Below are 21,008 nucleotides of genomic sequence, written 5' to 3' on the forward strand. Positions count from 1 at the left end.
GCAGCATGGAACAGATCTACCCCACCCACGATGAACTTCCGCCCACCGCATGACCGTTGGCATGCGACCGCTCCACCACATCAAGGGACACGACCCCTGGCGCCGCGTGACCAGGACTCGCACAGCGGCATCAACCAAGCCTTCCGGTGGAGGAATTGACCGGAGACCTTCGTCCAGCCCTGGCTCTCGGGCAACCCCGCGCTCTCGACCGATGCGCGCACCTGAATCGCGCTGCGCAGCGCCTCGCGGTCCCGGCCGTCCCGGGGCGCAGCCTGCACCTTCTCCACCAGGTCAGCTCCCTGACCGCCGGCACGCCGCTGCGCGGTTGCCGCCGCTCCGCGCAAGAAGGCGGCGCACGAAGAACTCGGCCACTCGGCGGTGTTGACGAATGCCCGGATGCTCGCCGACGCGGACGAGCTCGCCGACGGGATGGTGCTCCTCCCGGGGAGCGGAGACACGTCCGCGGGGCCGGGGTCCTGGCCGCCTTTGAGCAGGTCTACTCGGACTAATGCTGACATTGCCGACCCTCAGCGTTGACCTCAACGCCAGCCACTCGCAGCTATGGGCGAAGAAGGGCCGCCGGATCCTGCCCACCCCAGCGATCATCGACGCCCAATCGGTGAAGGCGTCGCCCACCGCCCCGCGCGGCAGTCAGAGCTACGACGGCGGGCGGCGGATCAAGGGCCGCAAGCGACACGTCGCCACCGACACTCCAGGTCCGCTGCTGGTCCTGATCGGCACCGCCGCCGGCGTCCAGGAATCCGCCGGCGGCAGGCGGGTCCTCGCCTCCCTCGCCGAGCGGTGGCCCACCGTGACCAAGACCCGGGTGGACGCGGAGTACAGCAACGCCGCCGTCAAACACGGCGCCGCCGCCAGCCCGGCAGAACCGGGCAATACCTCCACTCAGAACGCTCGCGGCAGCCTGAATCGGTATCGCACGCCCTCCGGACCGGCCGAAGGGGCGCTGCTCCCACGGGCTGCGACCCCTCGACGTCCTGCCCGCTGGCCTGCGGCACGACCGACCCCGCTCTTTGGCTCCTTGACACCGTACTATCGAGGAATCGAAACTCGAAACGAGTTCGATTATTCGAGATTCGGACACCGGCTCGCCGCCCCCGCCGCGGCCGCCGGCGCACCGGACGTATGAGGGAACGGTGAGATGAGGACCAAGGGCATCGACTACATGACGTTCACCGGCTGGATCGATCCTCCGTCCGACGTCCTCCCGGCGCTCGCGGGGGAGATCACCTGCGAGGTGGCCGTCGTCGACGGCGGCCTCGGAGGCATGTCGACCGCCCTGCGGCTGGCCGAACGAGGTGTCGACGTCGTACTGCTGGAGGCGGAGTTCTGCGGCCACGGGTCGAGTTCGCGCAATGCCGGACAGCTGGCGGGCGGGCCCGGCGGCGCCATCCAGATGCTCGACATCCTCCACCCCCGGCGGCTGCCCTCCGTCGTGAGGTTCGCCGAGAACTCGGCCCACTTCGTCGAGAGCCTGATGGAGCGCCTCGGCATCGAGTGCGACTACGAGCCGACGGGCAATGTCGGTGCCGCGGTGTCGAGGGGCCAGATGGGCAGGGTCCGCCGGGTCGCCAGGATCCTCGCACGGTGCGGCGCGACCGTCGAGGTGGGAACCAGCGCGGAGCTCGGGATACCGCGCACGTTCGTCGGCGGCCTCCTCGAACCCGTCGGCGGCCTGATGAACCCGGGGAAGTTCACCCTGGGCGTCCGGCGCGCCCTCCTCGCCTCGAGCGCGCGCGTGTTCGAGCGGACGCGCGTCGAGGACGTCCAACCGTCCGGGAACGGCGTACTGGTCTCGGTCCCCGGCGGCCGGGTCCGGGCCGAGCGGGTGGTGCTGTCCACCAACGCGTTCGGCGGACAGCTGTCGATCACGCCGAAGCGACTCGCCTCGCCGATCTGGGTCACGGAGGCCGAGACCGCGCCGATCGACCCCGCCCGCCTCGCCGCGCTGGGCTGGACCAGCCGGTCCGGAGTGGTCACCCAGCACGCCATCATGCAGAACTACCGGCTGACGCCGCGCAACACGATCGTCACCGGCGTGCGCAGGCTGCAACGCGGAAGGCATCCGCTCCCGCCGGGGCGCACGGCCGACGAGTCCGTGGTGGGTGGTCTCCTGGACGGGTTCAGGTCGCACTTCCCCTCCCTCGGTGACGTCGGGTTCGAGCGTGCGTGGGGCGGCTGGGTGGCGATCACGCCCAGCTGGCTGCCCGTGGCCGGCCAGGTCACCGACACCGTCCACTACTCGATCGGCTGCAACGGGCACGGCCTGGGGCAGGCCCCGACCTCGGGCAGCTGATCGCCGACCGCATCGTCGGCGACGCGCCGCACGAGGACCTGCTCGCCCTGTGGCGCACCAAGCCCCGGTTCCTCCCCTCACCACCGATGACTCGGCTCGGTCTCGGCGCCGTCTGGCTCACGGACCGCGTCGCCGACCGGTTCAACGGCAGTCTGCGCCACGCCAAGGGGAACTGACGAGCCGAGGGAGCCGAGCCAAGGGAACTGGCGGGCCGAGGGGAACCAACGAAGGGAACCGGTGGGTACGCCCGCCGGGGTTGAACGGCCCCTGCGGCAGCGCTCGCTCGTTCGCGGCCGTCCGCCGGCGCGCCGGCGGGCCGTTCGCGCCCCCCCGGTCCGCCGGGTCGCTGTCCGAGGTATTGACAGGACCTTCAACGGCCCTGAAACTCAAACTCGATTCGATTTTCGGATATGACTCGGCCCGGCATCCGCTCGGACGGCGATCCTCCGGGCCCCTGCGGGCCCCACCCGTTCGCACCACTCCCGCTACGAGAGAGGACCACTCATGGACGAGTCAGTGCGGGAAGCGTTCCGGAACGACGGCGCCGCCCTGATCAAGGGCTGCCTCGACGAAGGTCAACTGGCCCGGTGCCGCGAGGCGTTCGACTGGGCCGTGGCCAACCCCTCGCCGCTCGCGACCCAGCTCCTCGACGGGACCGAGCAGCAGTCGCTCGTCGACAACGCCAACCCGCTCGCCAAGGACCGGCTGGACGATCTGGTGTCCTCGCTGCCCTTCGGCCGGCTGTTCGCCGAGCTGTGGGGCTCGGAGAACGTCTGGTACTTCGCCGAGGAGGTGTTCCTCAAGGCCGGCGGAAAGGGCGGCCGCAGCGCCTGGCACCAGGACACCTCCTACCTGCCGTGGGCCGGCGAGCACTGGGGGAACGCGTGGATCACGTTCCAGCCGCTCGCCGAGCAGTACTCGCTGGAGGTCGTGCGAGGCTCCTACCGGGGTCCCCAGTACGACGGCACCACCTTCGCGAACCCCGACGACCCGACCGAGCCGCTCTTCGGCGACGGCTCCCTGCCCCGCCTGCCGGACGTGGAGGCCGAGCGCGCTCTCGACCCCGACGCCTACGACGTGCTCTCGTGGGCGACCGAGCCCGGCGACGTCGTCGTGATCCACCCCCGGTCGCTGCACAGCGGCCCCGCCGTCGACGCCGGCTGCCCGGACCGGCACACGCTGGTCCTCCGCTTCTTCGGCGACGACGCGGTCTTCCGCGCCCTGCCGGACGTGGAGGGGCACCCCTTCGCCCGCAACGGCGTCCTCTTCGCCGAGGAGATGGCGAAGCTCAACCCGGGGGACCCGTTCCGCTCGCCCCTCTTCCGCAAGCTGATCTGAAACGGACCCCGCCATGAGTGCACACGACACGAAGCGTCAGCTGATCAACCCGCCGCCCAGCCAGGCGATCTACGAGACGCTGCACTTCTCGCAGGCGACCCGGGTCGGCGACCAGGTGTGGGTGTCGGGACAGGTCGGGATCGACACCGCCACCCTGACACCCGCCGACGGCGTGGAGGCCCAGACCCGGCTCGCGTTCGAAGGCTTGAAGTCCGCTCTCCGGGGCGCGGGAGCGAGCTTGGCCGACATCGTCGAGCTGTCCACCTTCCACACCGATCTCCGCGGGGACATGGAGGTGTTCAGCCGGGTGAAGGACGAGTACCTCCCCGAGCTGTATCCCTCGTGGACGGCGGTCGGTGTGAGTTAACTGGCGCTCCCCGAGCTGGTGGTGGAGATACGGGCCGTCGCGGTGGCCGGCAGCGGCGGCGACTGACAGCAGCCCGGTTCGACCCGACCGGGGCGCCGCCGCGACCGCGAACGCGCAAGCGTCCGCACCGGCGGCGCCCAGGTCGCCACCGCTCGCATGCGCCATTGCTCGCATTCGCAATCACTCGCATGCGCGATCACTCGCGTACGCCGCCACCCGCGTACGCCGCCGCTTCGCCGCCACCCCCGCCCCTGGAGCCACCGAGATGCCCCGCCCCATCACGCCCGTCCCTCGCTCACACAACCCGTTCGCCCAGGACGACCTGGTACGGGACGCGAACGGCGCCCTGACGTACCCAGGCGCACCCGCGACTCTGATCGACGCGCTCCACGCGCACGTCGCAGCCCGCCCCGAGGCCGAGGCGGTCGTCGAACTCGGCGGGGAGCGGCTCACGTACGCCGAGCTGTGGCGGCGTGCGGCACGGGTGTCCGGGGGCCTGCGCGCCCTGGGCGTCACCCGCGGCGACCGGGTGGCCGTGCGGTGCGCGGCGGGCACGGACTGGGCTCTCGCCTTCTGGGGCACCGTGATGGCCGGCGCCGTCGCCGTGGCGGTCAACACCCGTTCGGCACCGCCGGAGGTGGAGTTCGTCCTGGCGGACGCGGGCGTGAAGCTCGATCTGCCGTCCGGCGGCACGCTGCCGGACGGCGATCCGTACGTCGCCACCGGTCTCGACGCCTCCGACGTGGCCACGCTCTTCTACACCTCGGGGACCACCGGGCGTCCCAAGGGCGTGCCCACCACGCACGAGGCGTTCGTGACCAACGCCGAGAACGTGATCCGCTCCTTCGGCCTCCCCCGCGACGCCGGCCCGGACCTGCGGACGCTGATCTCGGTGCCGCTCTTCCACGTCACCGGCTGCAACGCGCAGTTCGTCGTCGCCGCCTGCCTCGGCGGCACGTCGGTGATCATGCCCGCTCTGGACCTGGCGCGGCTCACGACGGCATTGACGGAGGAACGGATCTCGTTCCTCGTCACCGTGCCCGCGGTGTACTCCCTGCTGCTGCGGCATCCGGCCTTCGCCGGGGCCGACGTTTCCGGGGTCCGCTGGCTGGCGTACGGCGGCGCGCCGATCGCGCCGCCACTCGTCCGCGCGCTGAAGGACGCCTTCCCGGCGGCCGCGGTGCTCAACGGCTACGGCATGACGGAGACGGCGTCGCTGATCACCGTCCTCCCGGACCAGGACTCCGCCGACCACGCGGACTCCGTCGGCTACGCCGTCCCGTCGGTGGACCTCGGCGTCGCCCCGACCGGTGACGACCCGTACACGGGCGAGCTGGTGGTCCGCGGAGTGACCGTGACGTCCGGCTACTGGCGCAGGCCCGAAGCCACCGCGGAGGCGATGGTCGACGGCTGGCTGCGCACCGGGGACATCGTGCGGGTCGACGATTCCGGCCGCGTCCACCTCGTCGACCGACTCAAGGACGTCATCAACCGCGGCGGCGAGAACATCTCCAGCGTGGAGGTCGAGGCGGTGCTGCTCTCCGCCCCCGGAGTCGCCGACGCGGCCGTCCTCGCCGTCCCCGACGACGTCATGGGAGAGAAGGTCGGTGCCGTCCTCGTCGCCGACGGACCGGGGATCGACGTCGCCGAGGTGATCGCGCACTGCCGGGACCAGCTGGCCGACTTCAAGGTCCCGCAGTACGCGACCGTCGTCACCAGGGCTCTGCCGCGCAACGCCGGAGGCAAGCTCCTCAAGGGCCGCCTGCGCGAGCAGGTGTGCTGGGGCGATCCGCTGCGCTGAGACGTCTCCGACGAGCCTCCGGGACTGCCCTCACACGCGCGTCCGCGGGGCGGCGCCCGGTCACCGCGCCTCTTCGGGGGCGTACGTCGCCAGGTAGGCGGTGACCAGGCGACGCGCCTCGTCGATCGTGGGGCCGTCGCCGCCCGGCCGGCGCCGGAACGCCGTGTCGAAGAGCCCCGCACCGACCTCGAAGGCGAGGACCAGGGCGAGCAGGGGTGTGTCGGCCGACAGGAGGCGCTGCGCCAGGAGGTGGTGCCAGAGTCGTTCCGCCTGGGCCTTGTCGAAGGCGCGCACCATCTCGTCGAGCACGGTGTGGCGCCCCGCGAACCACAGTTCCGTGCAGCTGCGGTGGCGGCGCAGATAGTCGACCAGCAGGTCGACCACGACGTCGACGGCCTCGCGCAGGGTCTGCGCCGTGGGCCTGGCCACGGTGGCCCCGATGAGCTCGTCCAGCTCGCCCAGGTGCCGTCGCAGCAGTTCGGCGTCGACCTCGTAGCGGTCGGCGAAGTAGTGGTACACCGACGCGATCGGGATGCCGGCCCGCTCGGCGGTCGCCTTCAGGGTGGCGGCCTCGTACCCCTGCTCGGCGAGCAGGGCCTCGGCGGCATCGAGGATGGCCTTCCGGCGCTCGAGCCCGCGCCGCTGGGCCGTCGGGCGGGACTTGGTCCGACGTGCTGGGTTTCCTTCGAACACGATTCGAGATCGTATCAGTCCCCCGGACCGATCAGGGAGTCCCGCCGCGATGTCTTGACACCTCTTGAACCCAACCTAAACTCGAATAAGATTTGAGATCGGCTTTTGGCTACAGACGATCAAGCCGAGCGGAGCCGCCCGGCGGCGCCCGCCCCCTCGCCAGCCCCGTCACCCGCCCCCTCGCAGCCCCTTCCCACCGCGGCCAGGAGCCACCCGTGACGCAACCGACCACCGGCCGCACCGCGCCGCCGTCCGCCCCTTCCCCTTCGACGTCCGCTTCCACACCCACGCCCCCGCCCCCGTCCACCTCCCCGCCCACGTCCAACAACGTCGACGTCGACGTGCTGATCGTCGGCGCCGGCATCTCCGGCATCGGCGCGGCCTCCCACCTCACGACCCACCGCCCCGGCACCTCCTTCACGATCCTGGAGAGCCGCGATGCCATCGGCGGCACCTGGGACCTCTTCCGGTATCCCGGCATCCGGTCCGACTCCGACATGCCGACCTTCGGTTACGGCTTCAAGCCGTGGACCCACCGCACGTCGATCGCCGGCGGACCCCTCATCGTCGACTACCTGCGCCAGACGGTCTCCCAGTACGGGCTGGCCCGGCACATCCGGCTCGGGCACCGGGTCGTCAGCGCGGAGTTCTCCTCCGCGACGGGCCGGTGGACCGTCACCGCCCGCCAGTCCGGCAGTCGGAGGAGGACGACGTTCACCGCGCGGTTCCTGTTCCTCGGCACCGGCATGTACGACCACGACGCCGGATTCACACCCGAGTTCACCGGCATCGAGGACTACGCCGGCACCGTGGTGCACCCGCAGCACTGGCCTGCGGACCTCGACTACACCGGCAAACACGTCGTCGTGATCGGCAGCGGTGCCACGGCCGTCACCCTGGTCCCCTCGATGGCGCGCACCGCCGGCCACGTCACCATGCTGCAGCGCTCACCGGGTTACGTGCTGTCCCTCCCGGCCCACGACGCCCTCGCGAACCTGCTGCGGAACCTGATCGGCCACCGCCGGGCGCACCGGATCGTCCGGCGCAAGAACATCATGGTCACGCGTGGCGTCTACAGGGCCAGCCGTCGCCTGCCGGGGCTCGTGCGACGACTGCTCATCGCCGACGTCCGCCGACGACTCCCGCGCCACTTCGACGTCGACACGCACTTCACCCCGCGCTACGACCCCTGGGACCAGCGGCTGTGCGTGGTCCCCGACGGCGATCTGTTCGAGGCGATCGCGGCCGGACGGGCCTCCGTCGCCACCGACCACATCGACCGGTTCACCAGGACCGGCATCCGGTTGAGGTCGGGTCAGGAGCTGACCGCGGACGTCGTCGTCACCGCGACGGGCCTCACCATGTCCCCCTTCGGCAAGATCCGGCTGAGCGTCGACGGCCGCGAGACCAGGCCCTCGGACACCACGGCCTTCAAGGCGATGATGCTCTCCGGTGTGCCGAACCTCGTCTTCGCCCTCGGCTACACCAACCTCTCCTGGACCCTCAAGATCGACCTGGTCTGCGAACACTTCTGCCGCCTGCTCGATCACATGGACGCCCACGGGTACGACACCGTCGAGCCGGTCCTCGACGACCCGGCCGTCGCCCGGGTGCCGTACCTGGACCTGAACTCGAACTACGTCCTGCGGAGCATCGGGGACTTCCCCCGGGCGGGCACGAGCGGGCCCTGGACGGTGGAGATGGCCTACGAGCGGGACGTCCAGCGGCTTCGCGAGGGGCCCGTCGAGGACAGCGCGCTCCGCTTCACCGCCGTCCGCCAGGCGCCGCCCGGGCCGCCGCCCCGCCCGGTTCCACCCGGACCGCCGCCCCGCCCGGTTCCGCCCGGACCGCTCCCCGCTCCGGGGAGGGCAGCACGGTGAAGCGCGACATCACCTTCCTGAGCCGGGGCGTACGCTGCGCCGCCTGGCACCTGCCGGCCACGAACGACGCCCTGGCCGGGCCCGACGGGCGGCCCTGCGTGGTCATGACCCACGGATTCGGCGGCACCCGCGACAGCGGACTGCTGAACTACGCCGAGGGCTTCGCCGAGGCCGGGCTCGACACGCTCGTCTTCGACTACCGCGGCTTCGGGGACTCCGGCGGTACGGCCCGTCAGGACGTCTCCGTTCGCCGCCAGCGGCAGGACTACCACGCGGCGCTCGCGGCCGCCCGCCGCCTGCCCGGAGTCGATCCGGCGCTGATCGCGCTGTGGGGCGTGTCCTACGCGGGCGGTCACGCCCTCGTCGTCGCCGCCCAGGACGCGCGGGTCGCGGCGGTGGTCTCGCTGACGCCCGTCACCGACGGCCTCGCCTCGCTCGCCCACCTGGTGCGGCGCGGCGGGGCGGGCAGGCTGCTGCGCCTGGCGGGGCACGGCCTGCGCGACGCCGCCCGGGCCGCCACCGCCCGGCCGCCGCACCTCGTTCCGGTGATCGCGGAGCCGGATGCTCCGGCGATGATGGGAGTCCCCGGTGCGCGCGGGATCTGCGCCTCCTTCGCCGGCCCCGGCTTCCGCAACGAGGTGCGCGCCCGCGCGGCGCTGAAGGTGGGTCTCAACCGGCCCCACGCCTTCGCCGGCCGCCTGCCGTGCCCGATCCTCCTGCAGATCGGCACCGAGGACCGCATCGCGCCCCCGCACGCCGCCCGGCGGACCGCCCGCAGGGCCGGCCCGCGGGCGGAACTGCTCGAGTACCCCGTGGACCACCTGGACGTCTACGCGGGACCGGCCCAGCGGCACGTGCTCACCGACCAGATCGACTTCCTCACGCGGGCCCTGGCCCACCAGGACTCCCCCACGCAAGGGACGGAATGAACATGTACGACTACGTGATCATCGGTGCCGGCTCCGCGGGCTGCGTGCTCGCGGCCCGGCTCTCGGAGGACCCGGACGTGCGGGTCGCACTCATCGAGGCGGGTGGTCCCGACACCGCGCAGGAGATCCACGTTCCCGCGGCCTTCCCGCAGCTCTTCAAGTCCGCTCTCGACTGGGACCTCGACTCCGACCCGGAGCCGGGCACCGGCGGACGACGGGCGTACCTGCCCCGCGGCAAGGTGTTCGGCGGCTCCAGCTCGATCAACGCCATGATCTACATCCGGGGCAACCGAGCCGACTACGACGGCTGGGCGGCGGCCGGGGCGACCGGCTGGTCGTACGCCGCCGTGCTGCCGTACTTCCGGCGCTCGGAGGACAACGAGCGCGGCGAAGACCTCTACCACGGGGTGGGCGGGCCGCTGACGGTCAGCGACGGCCGGTCCTGCCACCCCCTCGCCACGGCCTTCGTACGGGCCGCCGAGCAGGCCGGGTACCAGGCCAACGACGACTTCAACGGCGAGACCCAGGACGGCGTCGGCCGCTACCAGCTGACGCAGCGCAACGGCTTGCGGTGCAGCGCCGCCGTCGCCTACCTGCACCCCGCACTGGACCGGCCGAACCTGACCGTGCTCTCCTCGGCCCTCGCCCACCGCATCGTGATCGAGGGCGACCGGGCGACCGGCGTCGAGGTCGAGCGGAACGGCGGCGTCGAGACCGTGCGCGCCGAGCGGGAGGTGATCCTCTCCGCGGGGGCGTACGAGTCCCCGAAGCTCCTGATGCTCTCCGGGATCGGCCCGGCCGCCCTGCTGTCCGCCTTCGGCCTCGGCGTCGTCCGTGACCTGCCGGTCGGCCAGGGCCTGCAGGACCACTACATGACGCTGCTCAACTTCCGTACGGACGTGGACTCGCTCCTCACCGCGGCGACCCCGGAGAACGCGGCACTGCTGCAGAGCGAGGGACGGGGCCCGTTGACCTCCAACCTCGGCGAGGCGGGCGGGTTCTTCCGCAGCCGTCCCGAACTGGACGCCCCGGACGTGCAGTTCCACGCCGCCCCGGTGCCCTTCCACCAGGAGGGCCTCGGAGCCCCGGCCGGGCACGGCTTCGCCTTCGGCCCGTGCGTGGTCGCCCCGACGAGCCGCGGTGCGGTGACCCTGCGTTCGCCGCGCCCCGACGTGGCGCCCCGGATCGTCCACAACTACCTGACGACGGCCGAGGACCGGGCGGCGATCGTCGCCGGCATCCGGATCGCCCTGGAGATCGCCGCCCGGCCGGCCGTGTCCGCCCTGGCCACCGGGGCTTTCGACGTGCCGGCCTCGCACGACGACGCCGGCCTCCTCGACTGGGCACGGCGATCCGGGCAGACCCTGTACCACCCCACGTCGACCTGTGCGATCGGTTCGGTCGTCGACCCCGAGCTGCGGGTGTACGGCGTGGCAGGACTGCGCGTCGTCGACGCCTCGGTCCTCCCGTCCGTGCCGCGCGGCAACACGAACGCGCCCACGATCATGGCCGCCGAGAAGGCGTCCGACCTCATCAAGGGAGCCGTCCGATGACCACGCACTCGCCCACCGCCGAGCAGGCGCGGACGATCGACCGGGCGGTCGACGACCTCGTCCGCGGCGAGGCCGCGTGGGCCGCCTGCGGCCTGGCCGAACGGCGCGAACTCCTCCAGCGGGTACGTGCGGCGACCGTCGCGCACGCGCGGGAGTGGGTGCGCGCGGCCGCCGCGTTCAAGCGTCTGCCGGAGGACAGCCCGCTGGTCGGAGAGGAGTGGATCACCGGCCCCTACCCGGTCCTCACCTCCCTGGCCGCGCTCACCGCGAGCATCGAGGCCCTGGAGGCCGGACGCAGCCCCGTGGACGGGTTCCCCCTCGGCCGGGCGCCCGGCGGGCGGGTGTCGGTCCGCGTCCTGCCGCACGGCGTCTGGGACCGGCTGCTCCTGAACGGTTTCAGCGCCGAGGTGTGGATGCCTCCGGGCGTCACGGAGGAGGAGGTGCGCGACCGCGCCGGCCTCGCCCTGCTCCACCCGGCCGGGACGGGGGGCGTGGGCGCCGTGCTCGGCGCGGGGAACATCACCTCGATCCCGATCCTGGACGTGCTCTACGAGCTGTACGCGAACAACCGGGTGGTGGCCCTCAAGCTCAACCCGGTCACCGACGGCCTCCTCGACGTCTTCTGCAAGGTCCTGGCCCCGCTGACCGAGCTGGGCGCGGTCCGCGTCCTCACCGGCGCCGCCGGGGCCGGCTCCTACCTGGTGCACCATCCGAAGGTCGGACACGTCCACCTGACGGGCAGCGTCGAGACCCACGACGCCATCGTCTTCGGCACCGGGGAGGAGGGCGCTGCCCGGAAGAGGGCCGGGACACCGCTGCTCGCCAAGCCGGTGACCAGCGAACTGGGCGGCGTCTCCCCGACCATCGTGGTCCCCGGCGACTGGTCCGAGGCGGACCTCCGGTACCAGGCCGAGCACCTCGCCACCCAGAAGCTGCACAACGGCGGCTACAACTGCGTGGCGAGCCAGGTCGTCGTCCTCAGCTCCGCGTGGCGGCAGAAGGAGCGGTTCCTCGCGCATCTGCGGCAGGCCCTGGGCGACGCCCCGGTGCGCCCCGCCTACTACCCGGGCAGCGACGCCCGGGTGGAGCGTGCCGTCGGCGCGTACCCCGGCGCGCTGCGCCTGGACGGAGGCCGGGTGCTGCTCACGGGCCTCGATCCGGCCGACCCCGGGCCGGCCCTGACCGCCGAGTACTTCGGACCGGTCCTCGCCGTCCTGGAACTCCCCGGCGACGCACGGAAGTTCCTCGACGAGGCGGTCGCCACCGCGAACGGGAGGATGGCCGGCACGCTCGGCGTGAACCTGATCGCACACCCGCGGACCATCGACTCCCTGGGCAGCGCGCTCGACCGGGCCATCGCCGAACTCCGCTACGGAACGGTCGCGTTGAACGCGTGGACCGGCGTCGGATACCTCACCGCGACCGCCACCTGGGGCGCCCACCCCGGCCACACCGTCGACGACGTGCAGAGCGGCATCGGAGTCGTCCACAACGCCCTGCTCCTCGACGGGCCCGAACGCACCGTCGTCCGCGGCCCGTTCCGTCCCGCACCGCGAGCCCTCCTGCCCCTCCGGCACGGGAAGCCGGCCTTGTCCCCGAAGCCGCCGTGGTTCGTCACCCACCGCACGGCCGCCACGATGGGCCGGCTCCTCGTCGACTTCGCCGCAGCACCCCGCTGGACGGCCCTGCCGAGGATCTTCGCCTCCGCCCTCCGCGGCTGATCCCCACCGCCGACGACGGAACACACCGGGACCGGACATTCCCGGTTCCTGCCCTGCATTTTCACCATTCACGAAGAGAATTCGCCTCTCCGTACGTCCACCCCGTACGGCCGCACAGCGCGGCGTTCGGCGAGCGGTCACGTCATGACCGCTCGCCGAACGGGAACTCCGGGGACAGTGGAGCGTGCGGGGCCCCTCCGTCTGCGATCAGGTTACCGAGGTCTGCCCGTCGCGGAAACTTGGAGGCAGGTCCTCAGCAGTAGTTCCAGACGTACCAGACAGGACCCCAGCTTCCATGGGCGTCGGAGGAGGGGGCGCCGGGGGTGGTGTAGAGCCATCCCCCGTCCTTGCCGTACATCCCCGTCGTCGTACCCGGAGTCTGGTTGTTGTACCAGGACCCCCCGCTGCCCATGCCGTCGGGAATCTCCTGCTTGTAGCAGTCCTTGAACCGGAATCCGAGCTGCTGGAAGTTGGCCTGCTTGTAGCCGCAGAAGTACCCCTTCGGGCAGTCGGCCGGCGCGGACTGCACGGTCGGCTGCGCAGCGTGCGACGGCGCCGTGGACAGCGCTACGCCGGTGAAGGCTCCAGCGGCCACGAGAAGCGTCCGCAGGGACGACCAGCGGGTGCGGTTGTTGACCATGCGAATTCCCTTTCCGTCTGCGCGTGCAGTGAGTGGTCGACCGGATTCTCGAACCAATCCGGCCCCGACTGGCCACTTAACAAGGTTCACGGGGAAGTTGGTAGTCACACCGACAATTTTCCGCCGCATTCGAGCCTCCCGCCTTCATCAGGAGTACCGGCCTCCCCGGGAGTTCCGCACAAAGATCAGCCACAGTGGCCGCTGGGGAAAGGAGGAAATCGCCGGCCGTCCCTCACCCAGGACGTTGACCTTCGCTTTTGCGTTCGGAAGCACGCACGGGCAGGGCGTTGCGCCCGTGATGGAGCCGGTCAGTGCTGATTCCTGGCCACTCCGGTCGGCTCGCTGGCGGTGGTTTCGGAGTCGTGCGGGCGGCGGCCGCCACTCCCGATCCGCCGCCCAGCGAGCCTCGCACCGTGGCGCAGGCTACGTGGGACCGGGCCGGTCGATGGTCCGCCAGAACGCGCGGAGGGCGCCGACCAGTGCCTCGGGCGCGTCCTCGGCGATGTGGTGGCCGGAGTCGATCGCGCCACCCTCCAGCCGGTCGCCCGCCCAGTCGCGCCAGACGCCCAGCACATCGCCGTAGAGGTCGGCCATGTCGTCGCGGGTCGCCCACAGCACCTGGAGCGGGCGGTCGATGCGCCGGCCCGCCCGCAGGTCGGCGTCGTCGTGCTCCCGGTCGATGCCGAGGCCGGCCCGGTAGTCCTCGCACATCGCGTGCACGGTGGCCGGGTCGTGGATCGCGTGCCGGAAGTCCTCGTACGCTTCGGCTCCCATCTGCTGCGGGGAGGTTTGGTACCAGGCGTCGGGGTCGGCGTTGATGACGCGTTCGGCGGGCTTGTCGGTCTGCCCGAGGAAGAACCAGTGCCACCAGAGCGCGGCGAACCCCGCGTCGCAGCGCCGCAGCGCCTCCCCGATGGGGACGGCGTCCAGCACGCTGACCGCGGACACGGCCTCCGGGTGGTCCAGCGCGAGTCGGGTGGCCACGTACGCGCCGCGGTCGTGCCCGACCACGGAGAACCGTTCGTGGCCGAGTCGGTGCATCACCGCCAGGCAGTCGTTCGCCATGGCGCGTTTGGAGTAGGGCTCATGCCGAGGGTCCGTCGGGGGCTTCTCGGACCGGCCGTAGCCGCGCAGGTCGGGGCAGACCACCGTGTGGCCGGCCGACACCAGCATGGGTGCCACGCGGTGCCAGGTCGCGTGGGTCCGCGGGTGACCGTGCAACAGCAGCACAGCGGGACCACTGCCGCCGTGGCGCACCCGCAGCCGGGCTCCGTCGCCCTCGCACCGGACCAGTTCGAAGCCGTCGAACATGAAACCGCCTCCCCACCTAGGTCCCCCAGCCTCTGCCCCGGAAGCCCCCGCCCATGCGGCCACGCGCCACCGATCCAGCCCGGCACGGCGAGGCCCGACCCGACAAGGGGCCACGCGACCGATCCTCGCCGGCACCCGGGCAGAGCCGTGTCCGCACGGCGCTTCGGCCGTGAGCCCTTCCTCGCCTTGCCGTGGCGCACGCGGAGGACGCCGCCGTCACCGTCGCCGCGGTACGAGGCAGCACGGGTCAGGGCCGATTCCTGCTGCCGGGCGACGCCTCATGGGAGACCCCGCGGCTGTGCGGGGGCGCAGGGCAGTCCGGGGTTCCCGTTCAGGAAGCGAGGATCGCCTGACTGGTGACGAGTTCCCGGTACAGGGGGCAGCGTTCCAGCAGGGTGGGGTGGTCGCCGGCGTCGACGACGGTGCCGCGGTTCATCATGATCACCTGCTGGGCGTCCTGGACGGTGGAGAGCCGGTGGGCGACCACGATCACGGCCCGGGTCGCCGCCAGGTCCGCCACGATCGTGCGGAAGCGCTGCTCGTTGAGCGCGTCCAGCTGGCTGGTGGGTTCGTCCAGCAGCACGATCTCGGCGTCGGACAGCAGCGCCCGGGCCAGTGCCATCCGCTGGCGCTGGCCGCCGGACAGGTCGCACTCGCGGCCGAGCGGGGTGTCGAGCCCCTGGGGCAGGCGGGCGATGTCATCGGTGAGGCCGACGGCGTCCAGCGCGGCGGTCAGTTCGGCTTCGTCGACCGGTTCGGTGCGGCCGAGTTGGAGGTTCTCCCGGGCGGTCGCCTCGATCAATGTGAACGCCTGGTCGACGTAGGCGATGCGGGCTCGCAGCGCGTCCAGCGGCCAGTGGGCGGCGTCGTGGCCGAGGACGGTGACGGAGCCCGAGGCGGGCCGGATGAAGCGGTCGATGAGCGAGAGGGTGGTGCTCTTCCCGGCTCCGGAGGGGCCGACCACCGCGGTCAGGCCGGTGCGCCCGGTGCTGAAGGAGACCGCGCGCAGTGCGGCGTCGCAGGAGCCGGTGTGGGTGAAGGAGACGGAGTCGAAGACCACCGAGGGGACGTCGGGTGGCGGGGGCGGCACGGTGCGCTCGGCGTCGTTCGGCTCGGCTTCGGGTGTGAGGGCGAGCAGGTCGGTGCAGCGGTCGCGGGCCGCGAGGCCTGCTTGGAGCCGGCCGAAGCCGGTGGCCAGTGCGCTGATCGAGGGCACGGTCTGCAGGAGGTAGAGCAGGAAGGCGGCGAACGCGGCCGGCTGGACGCTGCCGGTGGCCATGCGGACGCCGCCGGCGAGGATGACGGCGATCAGCGCGAGCTGGTTGCCGAGCGTCAGTACGGCCGGGATCAGCGAGTTCAGCCGGCCGCCGGCCAGGGAGACGGCGCGCAGTTGTTCGGCGTCCGCGGCGAGCGCGCGGGCGGCCATCGACTCGGCCCGGTAGGCCTTGATGGTGCTGAGTGCTTCCAGGTCGGCCGTGAAGCGTTGGGCGATCCGGCCCACGGCGTCCTGCTGGCTGGTCACGTTGGCTTTGATGCGGCGCACGATCAGCAGGACCAGGGCGGTGAGCGCGGCGAACGCGAGGACGGTGACGACGGTGAGGATCCAGTCGATCCACGCCATCACGAGCAGTGTCGCCGCCACGGTCAGCCCCGCCAGGGGCAGTTGGGTGGCGACGTCGACGACTTGGCGCAGCAGCAGCGCGTCGGAGGTGATCCGGGCGGTGAGTTCGCCGGTGCCCTGGGATCGGACGACGGCGAGCGGCAGGCGGAGCGTGTGCTCCATGATCCGTGTGCGCAGGCGGTAGGTCATCCGTTCGCCGATGCGGGCGAGCAGGAAGCCGGCGAGGGCCTGGGCGAGTGCGCCGGCTGCCGCGGCGGCGCACATGAGCAGGACGTGGGGGCCGAGCGGCCGGTGCGCGGAGAAGTCGGTGATGATCGTCTTGACCAGCAGCGGGAGGGCCAGGGCAGCTCCGGTGGAGGCCAGCGCGAGCAGCAGCGCGACGGCCAGTGCCCATGGCTGGGCGGTCAGTTCTCGGCGCAGTCGGATCCGGTCCGCCGGGCGGGGGGTGGTGCGAGCGGGCTGGTCGACCACGGCGTCCTCTCGGCGGGTGCGACGAACGGGCGGTGCGGCGAACGGGCGGTGCGACGAACGGGCGGTGCGGCGAACGGGCGGTGCGGCGAACGGCGCTGCGGTGCGGTGCGGCGAACGGCGCTGCGGTGCGGCGGTGGCGCGCCGCCGGGTGGCGCGGGGGTGGTGCGGGTGCGGGCCGCAGCGAGGGTTCCGTCGCTGCGGCCCGGCGGGCCGGCGGCCTGGCCGGCCCGGGTGGACGCCCGGGCCGACCAGCTACCGCCTACCCTTTACCCGTCTCTACCGGACCGTCGGCGACGTCAGAGACAGAGCAGGGTGCTCACGGTGCTGACCGTGCAGTTGAGCGCGCTCAGCGAGCTGACGTTGGCCATGGTGTCGTCGATCTCGACCGCTTCGGTCTCGGCCAGCTCGATGGTCTGCAGGTCCAGGATCGCCATGACGTGTTCTCCTTCACTGTTGGGTGGATCACCCGGCCGGCGGCCGGGGGTCTGTGTGGCGCGCGAGGGCGCGCGCGGGCGGTGTGCCCGTGGCCCGGGTGGTCCGGGCAGGTGGGCCGGGCCCGTCAGTGGGACCGGTCGGTCCAGGGCAGGAAGGGCGTACCGGCCAGTGCGGTGCCGAGCGCCAGCAGCACACCGGCCGAGCCGGTCGCCAGGTCCGCGGACAGGCGCAGCAACTGGTCACCGGGGAAGGCGAGGTGACCCCGGTAGGAGACCTGGTGCCAGGCCAGCAGGGCCCGCTGCCGGTCGAGCAGTGCCGCCGCGTCGGGTTCGGGCGCCCGGTGGCGGGTCAGTGCCGCGTAGCCGATGAGCCCGGCCCGGCCGTTGAACAGGCCGGACTGGATGACGAACTCGGGGGTCGCGGCCAGGCGGATGGCCGGCTCGTGGCGGGCCGACGGGCTGTCCGGGCGGTGTTCCAGCAGGGCGTGCAGTGCCAGGCCGATCCCTGCGCTACCGCTCTCCACGTACGGGAGCACCCGGCGGCCGTCCACCACCTGGAGGCTGCCGTCCGCGACCTTCCGGCACCGGTCGAGGTCGAGCTCGAGCAGGGTCTCCGCCTGGTCGAGCAGCGCGCTCTCGCCGGTCCGCTCGTAGAGCCGGACCAACGCCAGCGCGGTCCCGGCGGCCCCGCCCAGCAGTCCGGCGCGGCGGGCGGGATCGCTGCGGCCGGCCTTCTCCAGCGCGGCGGCCGACGCGTGGGCGAGCGCGAGTGCCTGGTCGAGCAGCCGTCGCTCGCCGGTGGCCCCGGCGAAGTGCAGCAGGGTGAGGGCGATGCCCGGCGCGCCGGTGGCCAGGCCGGGCTGCGGTTCGTGGTCCGGGGCCGTGGCGAGGCGGCTCAGCAGGTCGAGTGCCGCGTCGCGTTCGCCGAGCAGGTCCAGCACGTACGCCACGCCGTGCCCGCCGTGGTACAGCCCCGGCTCGACCGGGCGGTCGGCGGCTCGTACCAGCCAGCGGACGTGGTCGGGATCGATCGCGGCGCCGGTGGCGTGCAGAGCGTAGAGAACGCCGGCCGCGCCGTGGCCCAGGCCCAGGCCTCCGTGGGTGAACTGGGCGACGTCGCCGGGGAAGAGCCGGTCCGCGCGCTCGGGGGTGGCCATCGCCGCGATCCCGGCGGCCAGCGAGTCACGGATCCGCGGCCAGTCGGCCTCCCGCGCGGCCAGCAGTGCGCCGAGCTGCGCGCGGTGCGTACCCAGCTCGGGCCGCACGGTCCGCCCGTCCGCGGGCGCCGGACCGAGCAGGGCGCGGATCGGGGTGGTGTAGCCCTCGGGTACCGGGAAGCGGCTCTCGATCACGTCGGCCAGCTCATGAGCCTTGCCCGGGTCCAGCGCGGGCAGTTGGGCCAGCGGCAGGAAGAGCCACAACCGCAGGGCCGCCAGTGCGTAGCGGTCGATCTGCTGACCGGTGTGACCGGGCGGCGCCGCGAAGCCCGCCGCTCCCAGTGCCGGACGGACGAAGTCGTCGACGGTGCTGGCGAGTTCGAAGTCGATGAAGCAGACGTCGCCGTTCGGCCGGATGAGCACGTTGCGCGGATGCAGGTCGCCGAAGACCACGCCGCGGGCATGGATCGCCGCCACCACCTGCTCGATCCGGTCCACGAGTGCCAGCGCCTCGCGGGTGTAGTCGGTGACGACGGCCTCGTCGACGCCCGGATGGATCAGCGGGTAGCGGCCCGCCAGCCACTGGCTCAGCGACGTGCCCTCGACGAACTCCTCGGCCAGGAACTCGTGTTCCCAGGCCGTCAGCAGCCCGCGTTGCTCGGGGACCCCGGGCACGCCCGCCAACCGGACCAGGACGGCGTGCTCGTTGCGCAGCCTGGTCACGGCGTCGGTCCCGCGCTGGTCCAGGCCCGCGTACGGCCGGGCCTCCTTCAGCACCAGCCGTGGTCCGTCGGCACCGTCCCGTGCCAGGTACACGCCTCCGGCGTTGGAGAAGTGCAGCGCCCGCTCGATCGTGTAGGGCAGTCCGCTCTCCTGCTGCGCCGCCCGGGCGGCCAGGGCCGGCGCGATCACGGCCGGGACCGGCGCCCAGGACGGCACCGCGAATCCGGGGCCGCGCACGTCCGGCTCCAGCCGGCCGTCCGGGCCGACCAGCGCGAGCACCTGTTCGCCCGCCTCGTTGCGGCAGTGCAGCTCGGCGAAGCCGCCGTACCGCAGGTAGAGCGGGCCCTCGCCCCAGCGCAGGTCACTGAGGATGTACGGGCCCTTGCGGCCGGCCAGTGCGCTGCCCAGGCCGTCGAGACATCGCTCCAACTGCGCGTCGTCCACCGGGTAGAGGGTGCAGAACTTGCCGCTGGCGCCGCGCGGGGCGTACTTGGAGTTCTGCATCTGCAGGACCGGCAGTCCGCGCAGGAACTTGAACGTCACGTGTTCCCGCAGGCAGAACGCGAAGACCTGCTCCAGCACGTCCTCGGCGTCCTCGGCCCGCGAGGACACGTGGATCTTCCAGCCCTGCGGGGGCAGCTGGACGTCCGCCGGCCGCACCACGGCCCAGATCTCCTGGTCCCCGCGCTGCCAGCCCGCCGGCAGCGGCCGGCTGACGGCGTCGAACTCCTCGTGCGCGCCCCAGCGTCGGGGTGACTCGTAGAAGACCGGGTCGGCGAACGCGTAGACCTCGTAGCGGTTGTCCAACGAAAGCCCTCCTCGGAACATGGAGCACGGGGGCGCAGAGCACGGCGGTACGAAGAGACACGGAGCACGGAGCACGAGGCGCAGAACGGGCCACGCGACGGAGCCCCGGACCGCGCCGTCAGGAGGAGCCGACGGGCGGGCGACACTCGCCGTCAGGCGGCTCGAAGTCCCGGCTGCCCGATGACCCCCCGAAATATGCCGTGAGCTTGACCCGTCCACAACAGCGCGAACGTGGACGTGTCCACGACATATGCACTACGGCGCATTCCGCGATCCCTGAACGAGCCGGCACACGGCCGTGCGCGCCCGTTCGACCACCAGTGCCACCTTGCGCCGGAGTCCGCGGACCACATCCGGGCCCCTGCGCCCTCCCGCTGGCAGGGCGTGAGCTGCACGGCATGGGTGCCGGGAGGGTCACGGCGCCGAGTGGGACAGGCGAACCCGGCGGCACCGAAGGGGGGCGCACGCCGGCAGCCCCATGGCGCCATCCACGACTGACCGCCGGGATCTACCGTGCCTCCGGCCCTCCGGGCGAGCCCTGGGAGTGGGAATGCGCGCAGAAGTTCCCGCCGCAGGCGCAACAAGTCCTCAACACCCGCGTGCTACTGCGTACGTCGTCCCCTTGCAGATTGGGTGGCGCGGCGTGGGGTAGGCGGGGACCGCGAGTTTCAGACCGGACGGCAGCGAACGCGGCGAGTGTGCAAGCGGACGAGAACTGGTTCCATCCTTCGACATCGGGCGGCTTCGACGAGGCCGCTGCCGGTGAGGTGCCTCAGGCCGTCGCGGCCCTCGTGTCGTTGTGGAGATCCGCACTGGACCGCACGGCGCCGCAGCTGTCTGCGTACCAGTTCCGCGCGCTTGAAGCTGTGGAGCGCGAGGAAGGCCTCAACCTGACCGGACTGGCGGGGATGTTGGAGGTGGGGACTCCTGCGTGCAGCCGCCTGTGCGGGCGGTTGGAGGCGGCAGGTCTGCTGGAACGGCGGGCGCACCCGCGCAGGCGCCGGGAAGTCGTCCTGGCGGTCACCCCTGAGGGGCGCCGCACGGTGCGGGAGGTCACGGCCCGGCGACGCGACGATCTTGCGGCCGTCTTCGCACGTTTGACGCCGGAGGACCGCGCGGCTCTGGTCCACGGCCTGCGCGCGCTGTTCGCGGTCGTCGCCGAGCGGCCTCGGCAGGAGAGCGGCGGCAACGGTTTCTGAGCGGGTGGTGAGGCGACCCCTCGCCCCCGTCCCCGCACCGCGCCGCGCC

The 21,008-nt window shown here is 72.4% G+C and carries 17 protein-coding genes; 10 read left to right on the forward strand and 7 right to left on the reverse strand.

Features of this window, described 5'->3' with window-relative positions; all coding sequences use genetic code 11:
- Positions 1-80 precede the first annotated feature (80 nt).
- Positions 81-287, reverse strand: coding sequence for a hypothetical protein (locus ABT247_RS13420; RefSeq protein WP_350742146.1), 207 nt, complete (start codon positions 285-287; stop codon positions 81-83).
- 221 nt (positions 288-508) lie between these two features.
- Here ABT247_RS13420 and ABT247_RS13425 point away from each other — a divergent pair, with 221 nt between their 5' ends.
- The 5 genes from ABT247_RS13425 to ABT247_RS13445 all read left to right on the forward strand — a co-directional run bounded on the left by ABT247_RS13425 (position 509) and on the right by ABT247_RS13445 (position 5,820).
- Positions 509-1,147 carry a transposase gene (locus ABT247_RS13425; RefSeq protein WP_350742148.1) on the forward strand — a complete coding sequence of 213 codons (639 nt, stop codon included), beginning with the start codon at positions 509-511 and terminating at the stop codon, positions 1,145-1,147.
- Positions 1,148-1,159: 12 nt separating this feature from the next.
- A complete protein-coding gene (locus ABT247_RS13430) occupies positions 1,160-2,314 on the forward strand; it encodes an NAD(P)/FAD-dependent oxidoreductase (protein ID WP_350742150.1) in 1,155 nt (384 codons plus the stop codon).
- 504 nt (positions 2,315-2,818) lie between these two features.
- A complete protein-coding gene (locus ABT247_RS13435; protein WP_350742152.1) occupies positions 2,819-3,652 on the forward strand; it encodes a phytanoyl-CoA dioxygenase family protein in 834 nt (277 codons plus the stop codon).
- Between the two features lie 13 nt (positions 3,653-3,665).
- Complete coding sequence (locus ABT247_RS13440; protein WP_350742154.1) at positions 3,666-4,019, forward strand: RidA family protein; 354 nt, start codon at positions 3,666-3,668, stop codon at positions 4,017-4,019.
- Positions 4,020-4,284: 265 nt separating this feature from the next.
- Positions 4,285-5,820, forward strand: coding sequence for a class I adenylate-forming enzyme family protein (locus ABT247_RS13445; RefSeq protein ID WP_350742156.1), 1,536 nt, complete (start codon positions 4,285-4,287; stop codon positions 5,818-5,820).
- Positions 5,821-5,880: 60 nt separating this feature from the next.
- Here ABT247_RS13445 and ABT247_RS13450 read toward each other — a convergent pair whose 3' ends face one another.
- Positions 5,881-6,513, reverse strand: coding sequence for a TetR/AcrR family transcriptional regulator (locus ABT247_RS13450; protein ID WP_350742158.1), 633 nt, complete (start codon positions 6,511-6,513; stop codon positions 5,881-5,883).
- Between the two features lie 341 nt (positions 6,514-6,854).
- Here ABT247_RS13450 and ABT247_RS13455 point away from each other — a divergent pair, with 341 nt between their 5' ends.
- From ABT247_RS13455 to ABT247_RS13470, 4 genes are read left to right on the forward strand one after another with little or no spacing between them, the layout of a single operon-like run.
- Positions 6,855-8,393: a flavin-containing monooxygenase gene (locus ABT247_RS13455; RefSeq protein ID WP_502892444.1), complete on the forward strand. Its 1,539-nt coding sequence runs from the start codon at positions 6,855-6,857 to the stop codon at positions 8,391-8,393.
- Positions 8,390-9,322, forward strand: coding sequence for an alpha/beta hydrolase (locus ABT247_RS13460; protein WP_350742162.1), 933 nt, complete (start codon positions 8,390-8,392; stop codon positions 9,320-9,322). The genes ABT247_RS13455 and ABT247_RS13460 overlap by 4 nt, the downstream gene beginning before the upstream one ends.
- A complete protein-coding gene (locus ABT247_RS13465; protein ID WP_350742164.1) occupies positions 9,319-10,875 on the forward strand; it encodes a GMC family oxidoreductase in 1,557 nt (518 codons plus the stop codon). Before ABT247_RS13460 ends, ABT247_RS13465 begins: the two co-directional genes overlap by 4 nt.
- The gene (locus ABT247_RS13470) at positions 10,872-12,596 is read left to right on the forward strand and encodes an aldehyde dehydrogenase family protein (RefSeq protein ID WP_350742167.1); all 1,725 of its coding nucleotides are present in this window, start codon (positions 10,872-10,874) and stop codon (positions 12,594-12,596) included. The genes ABT247_RS13465 and ABT247_RS13470 overlap by 4 nt, the downstream gene beginning before the upstream one ends.
- Before the next feature lie 253 nt (positions 12,597-12,849).
- On the opposite strand, the gene ABT247_RS13475 is transcribed toward ABT247_RS13470, so the two are convergent.
- The 5 genes from ABT247_RS13475 to lanKC form a co-directional block, all read right to left on the reverse strand.
- Entirely contained in the window at positions 12,850-13,236 is a 387-nt protein-coding gene (locus ABT247_RS13475) for a hypothetical protein (protein ID WP_350742169.1), read from the reverse strand.
- A 423-nt stretch (positions 13,237-13,659) separates the two neighbouring features.
- Positions 13,660-14,547 (reverse strand): alpha/beta fold hydrolase, encoded by an 888-nt coding sequence (locus ABT247_RS13480; protein WP_350742171.1) that lies wholly within the window; start codon positions 14,545-14,547, stop codon positions 13,660-13,662.
- 331 nt (positions 14,548-14,878) lie between these two features.
- A complete protein-coding gene (locus ABT247_RS13485; RefSeq protein WP_350742173.1) occupies positions 14,879-16,639 on the reverse strand; it encodes an ABC transporter ATP-binding protein in 1,761 nt (586 codons plus the stop codon).
- Between the two features lie 296 nt (positions 16,640-16,935).
- Entirely contained in the window at positions 16,936-17,073 is a 138-nt protein-coding gene (locus tag ABT247_RS13490) for a SapB/AmfS family lanthipeptide (protein WP_350742175.1), read from the reverse strand.
- 125 nt (positions 17,074-17,198) lie between these two features.
- Positions 17,199-19,760 (reverse strand): class III lanthionine synthetase LanKC, encoded by a 2,562-nt coding sequence (gene lanKC, locus ABT247_RS13495; RefSeq protein WP_350742177.1) that lies wholly within the window; start codon positions 19,758-19,760, stop codon positions 17,199-17,201.
- Positions 19,761-20,458: 698 nt separating this feature from the next.
- On the opposite strand from lanKC, the gene ABT247_RS13500 reads away from it, so the two are divergent.
- Entirely contained in the window at positions 20,459-20,959 is a 501-nt protein-coding gene (locus ABT247_RS13500; RefSeq protein ID WP_350742179.1) for a MarR family winged helix-turn-helix transcriptional regulator, read from the forward strand.
- Positions 20,960-21,008: the final 49 nt, after the last annotated feature.

The organism is Kitasatospora sp. NPDC001539, assembly GCF_040298565.1.
Taxonomy (GTDB): domain Bacteria; phylum Actinomycetota; class Actinomycetes; order Streptomycetales; family Streptomycetaceae; genus Kitasatospora.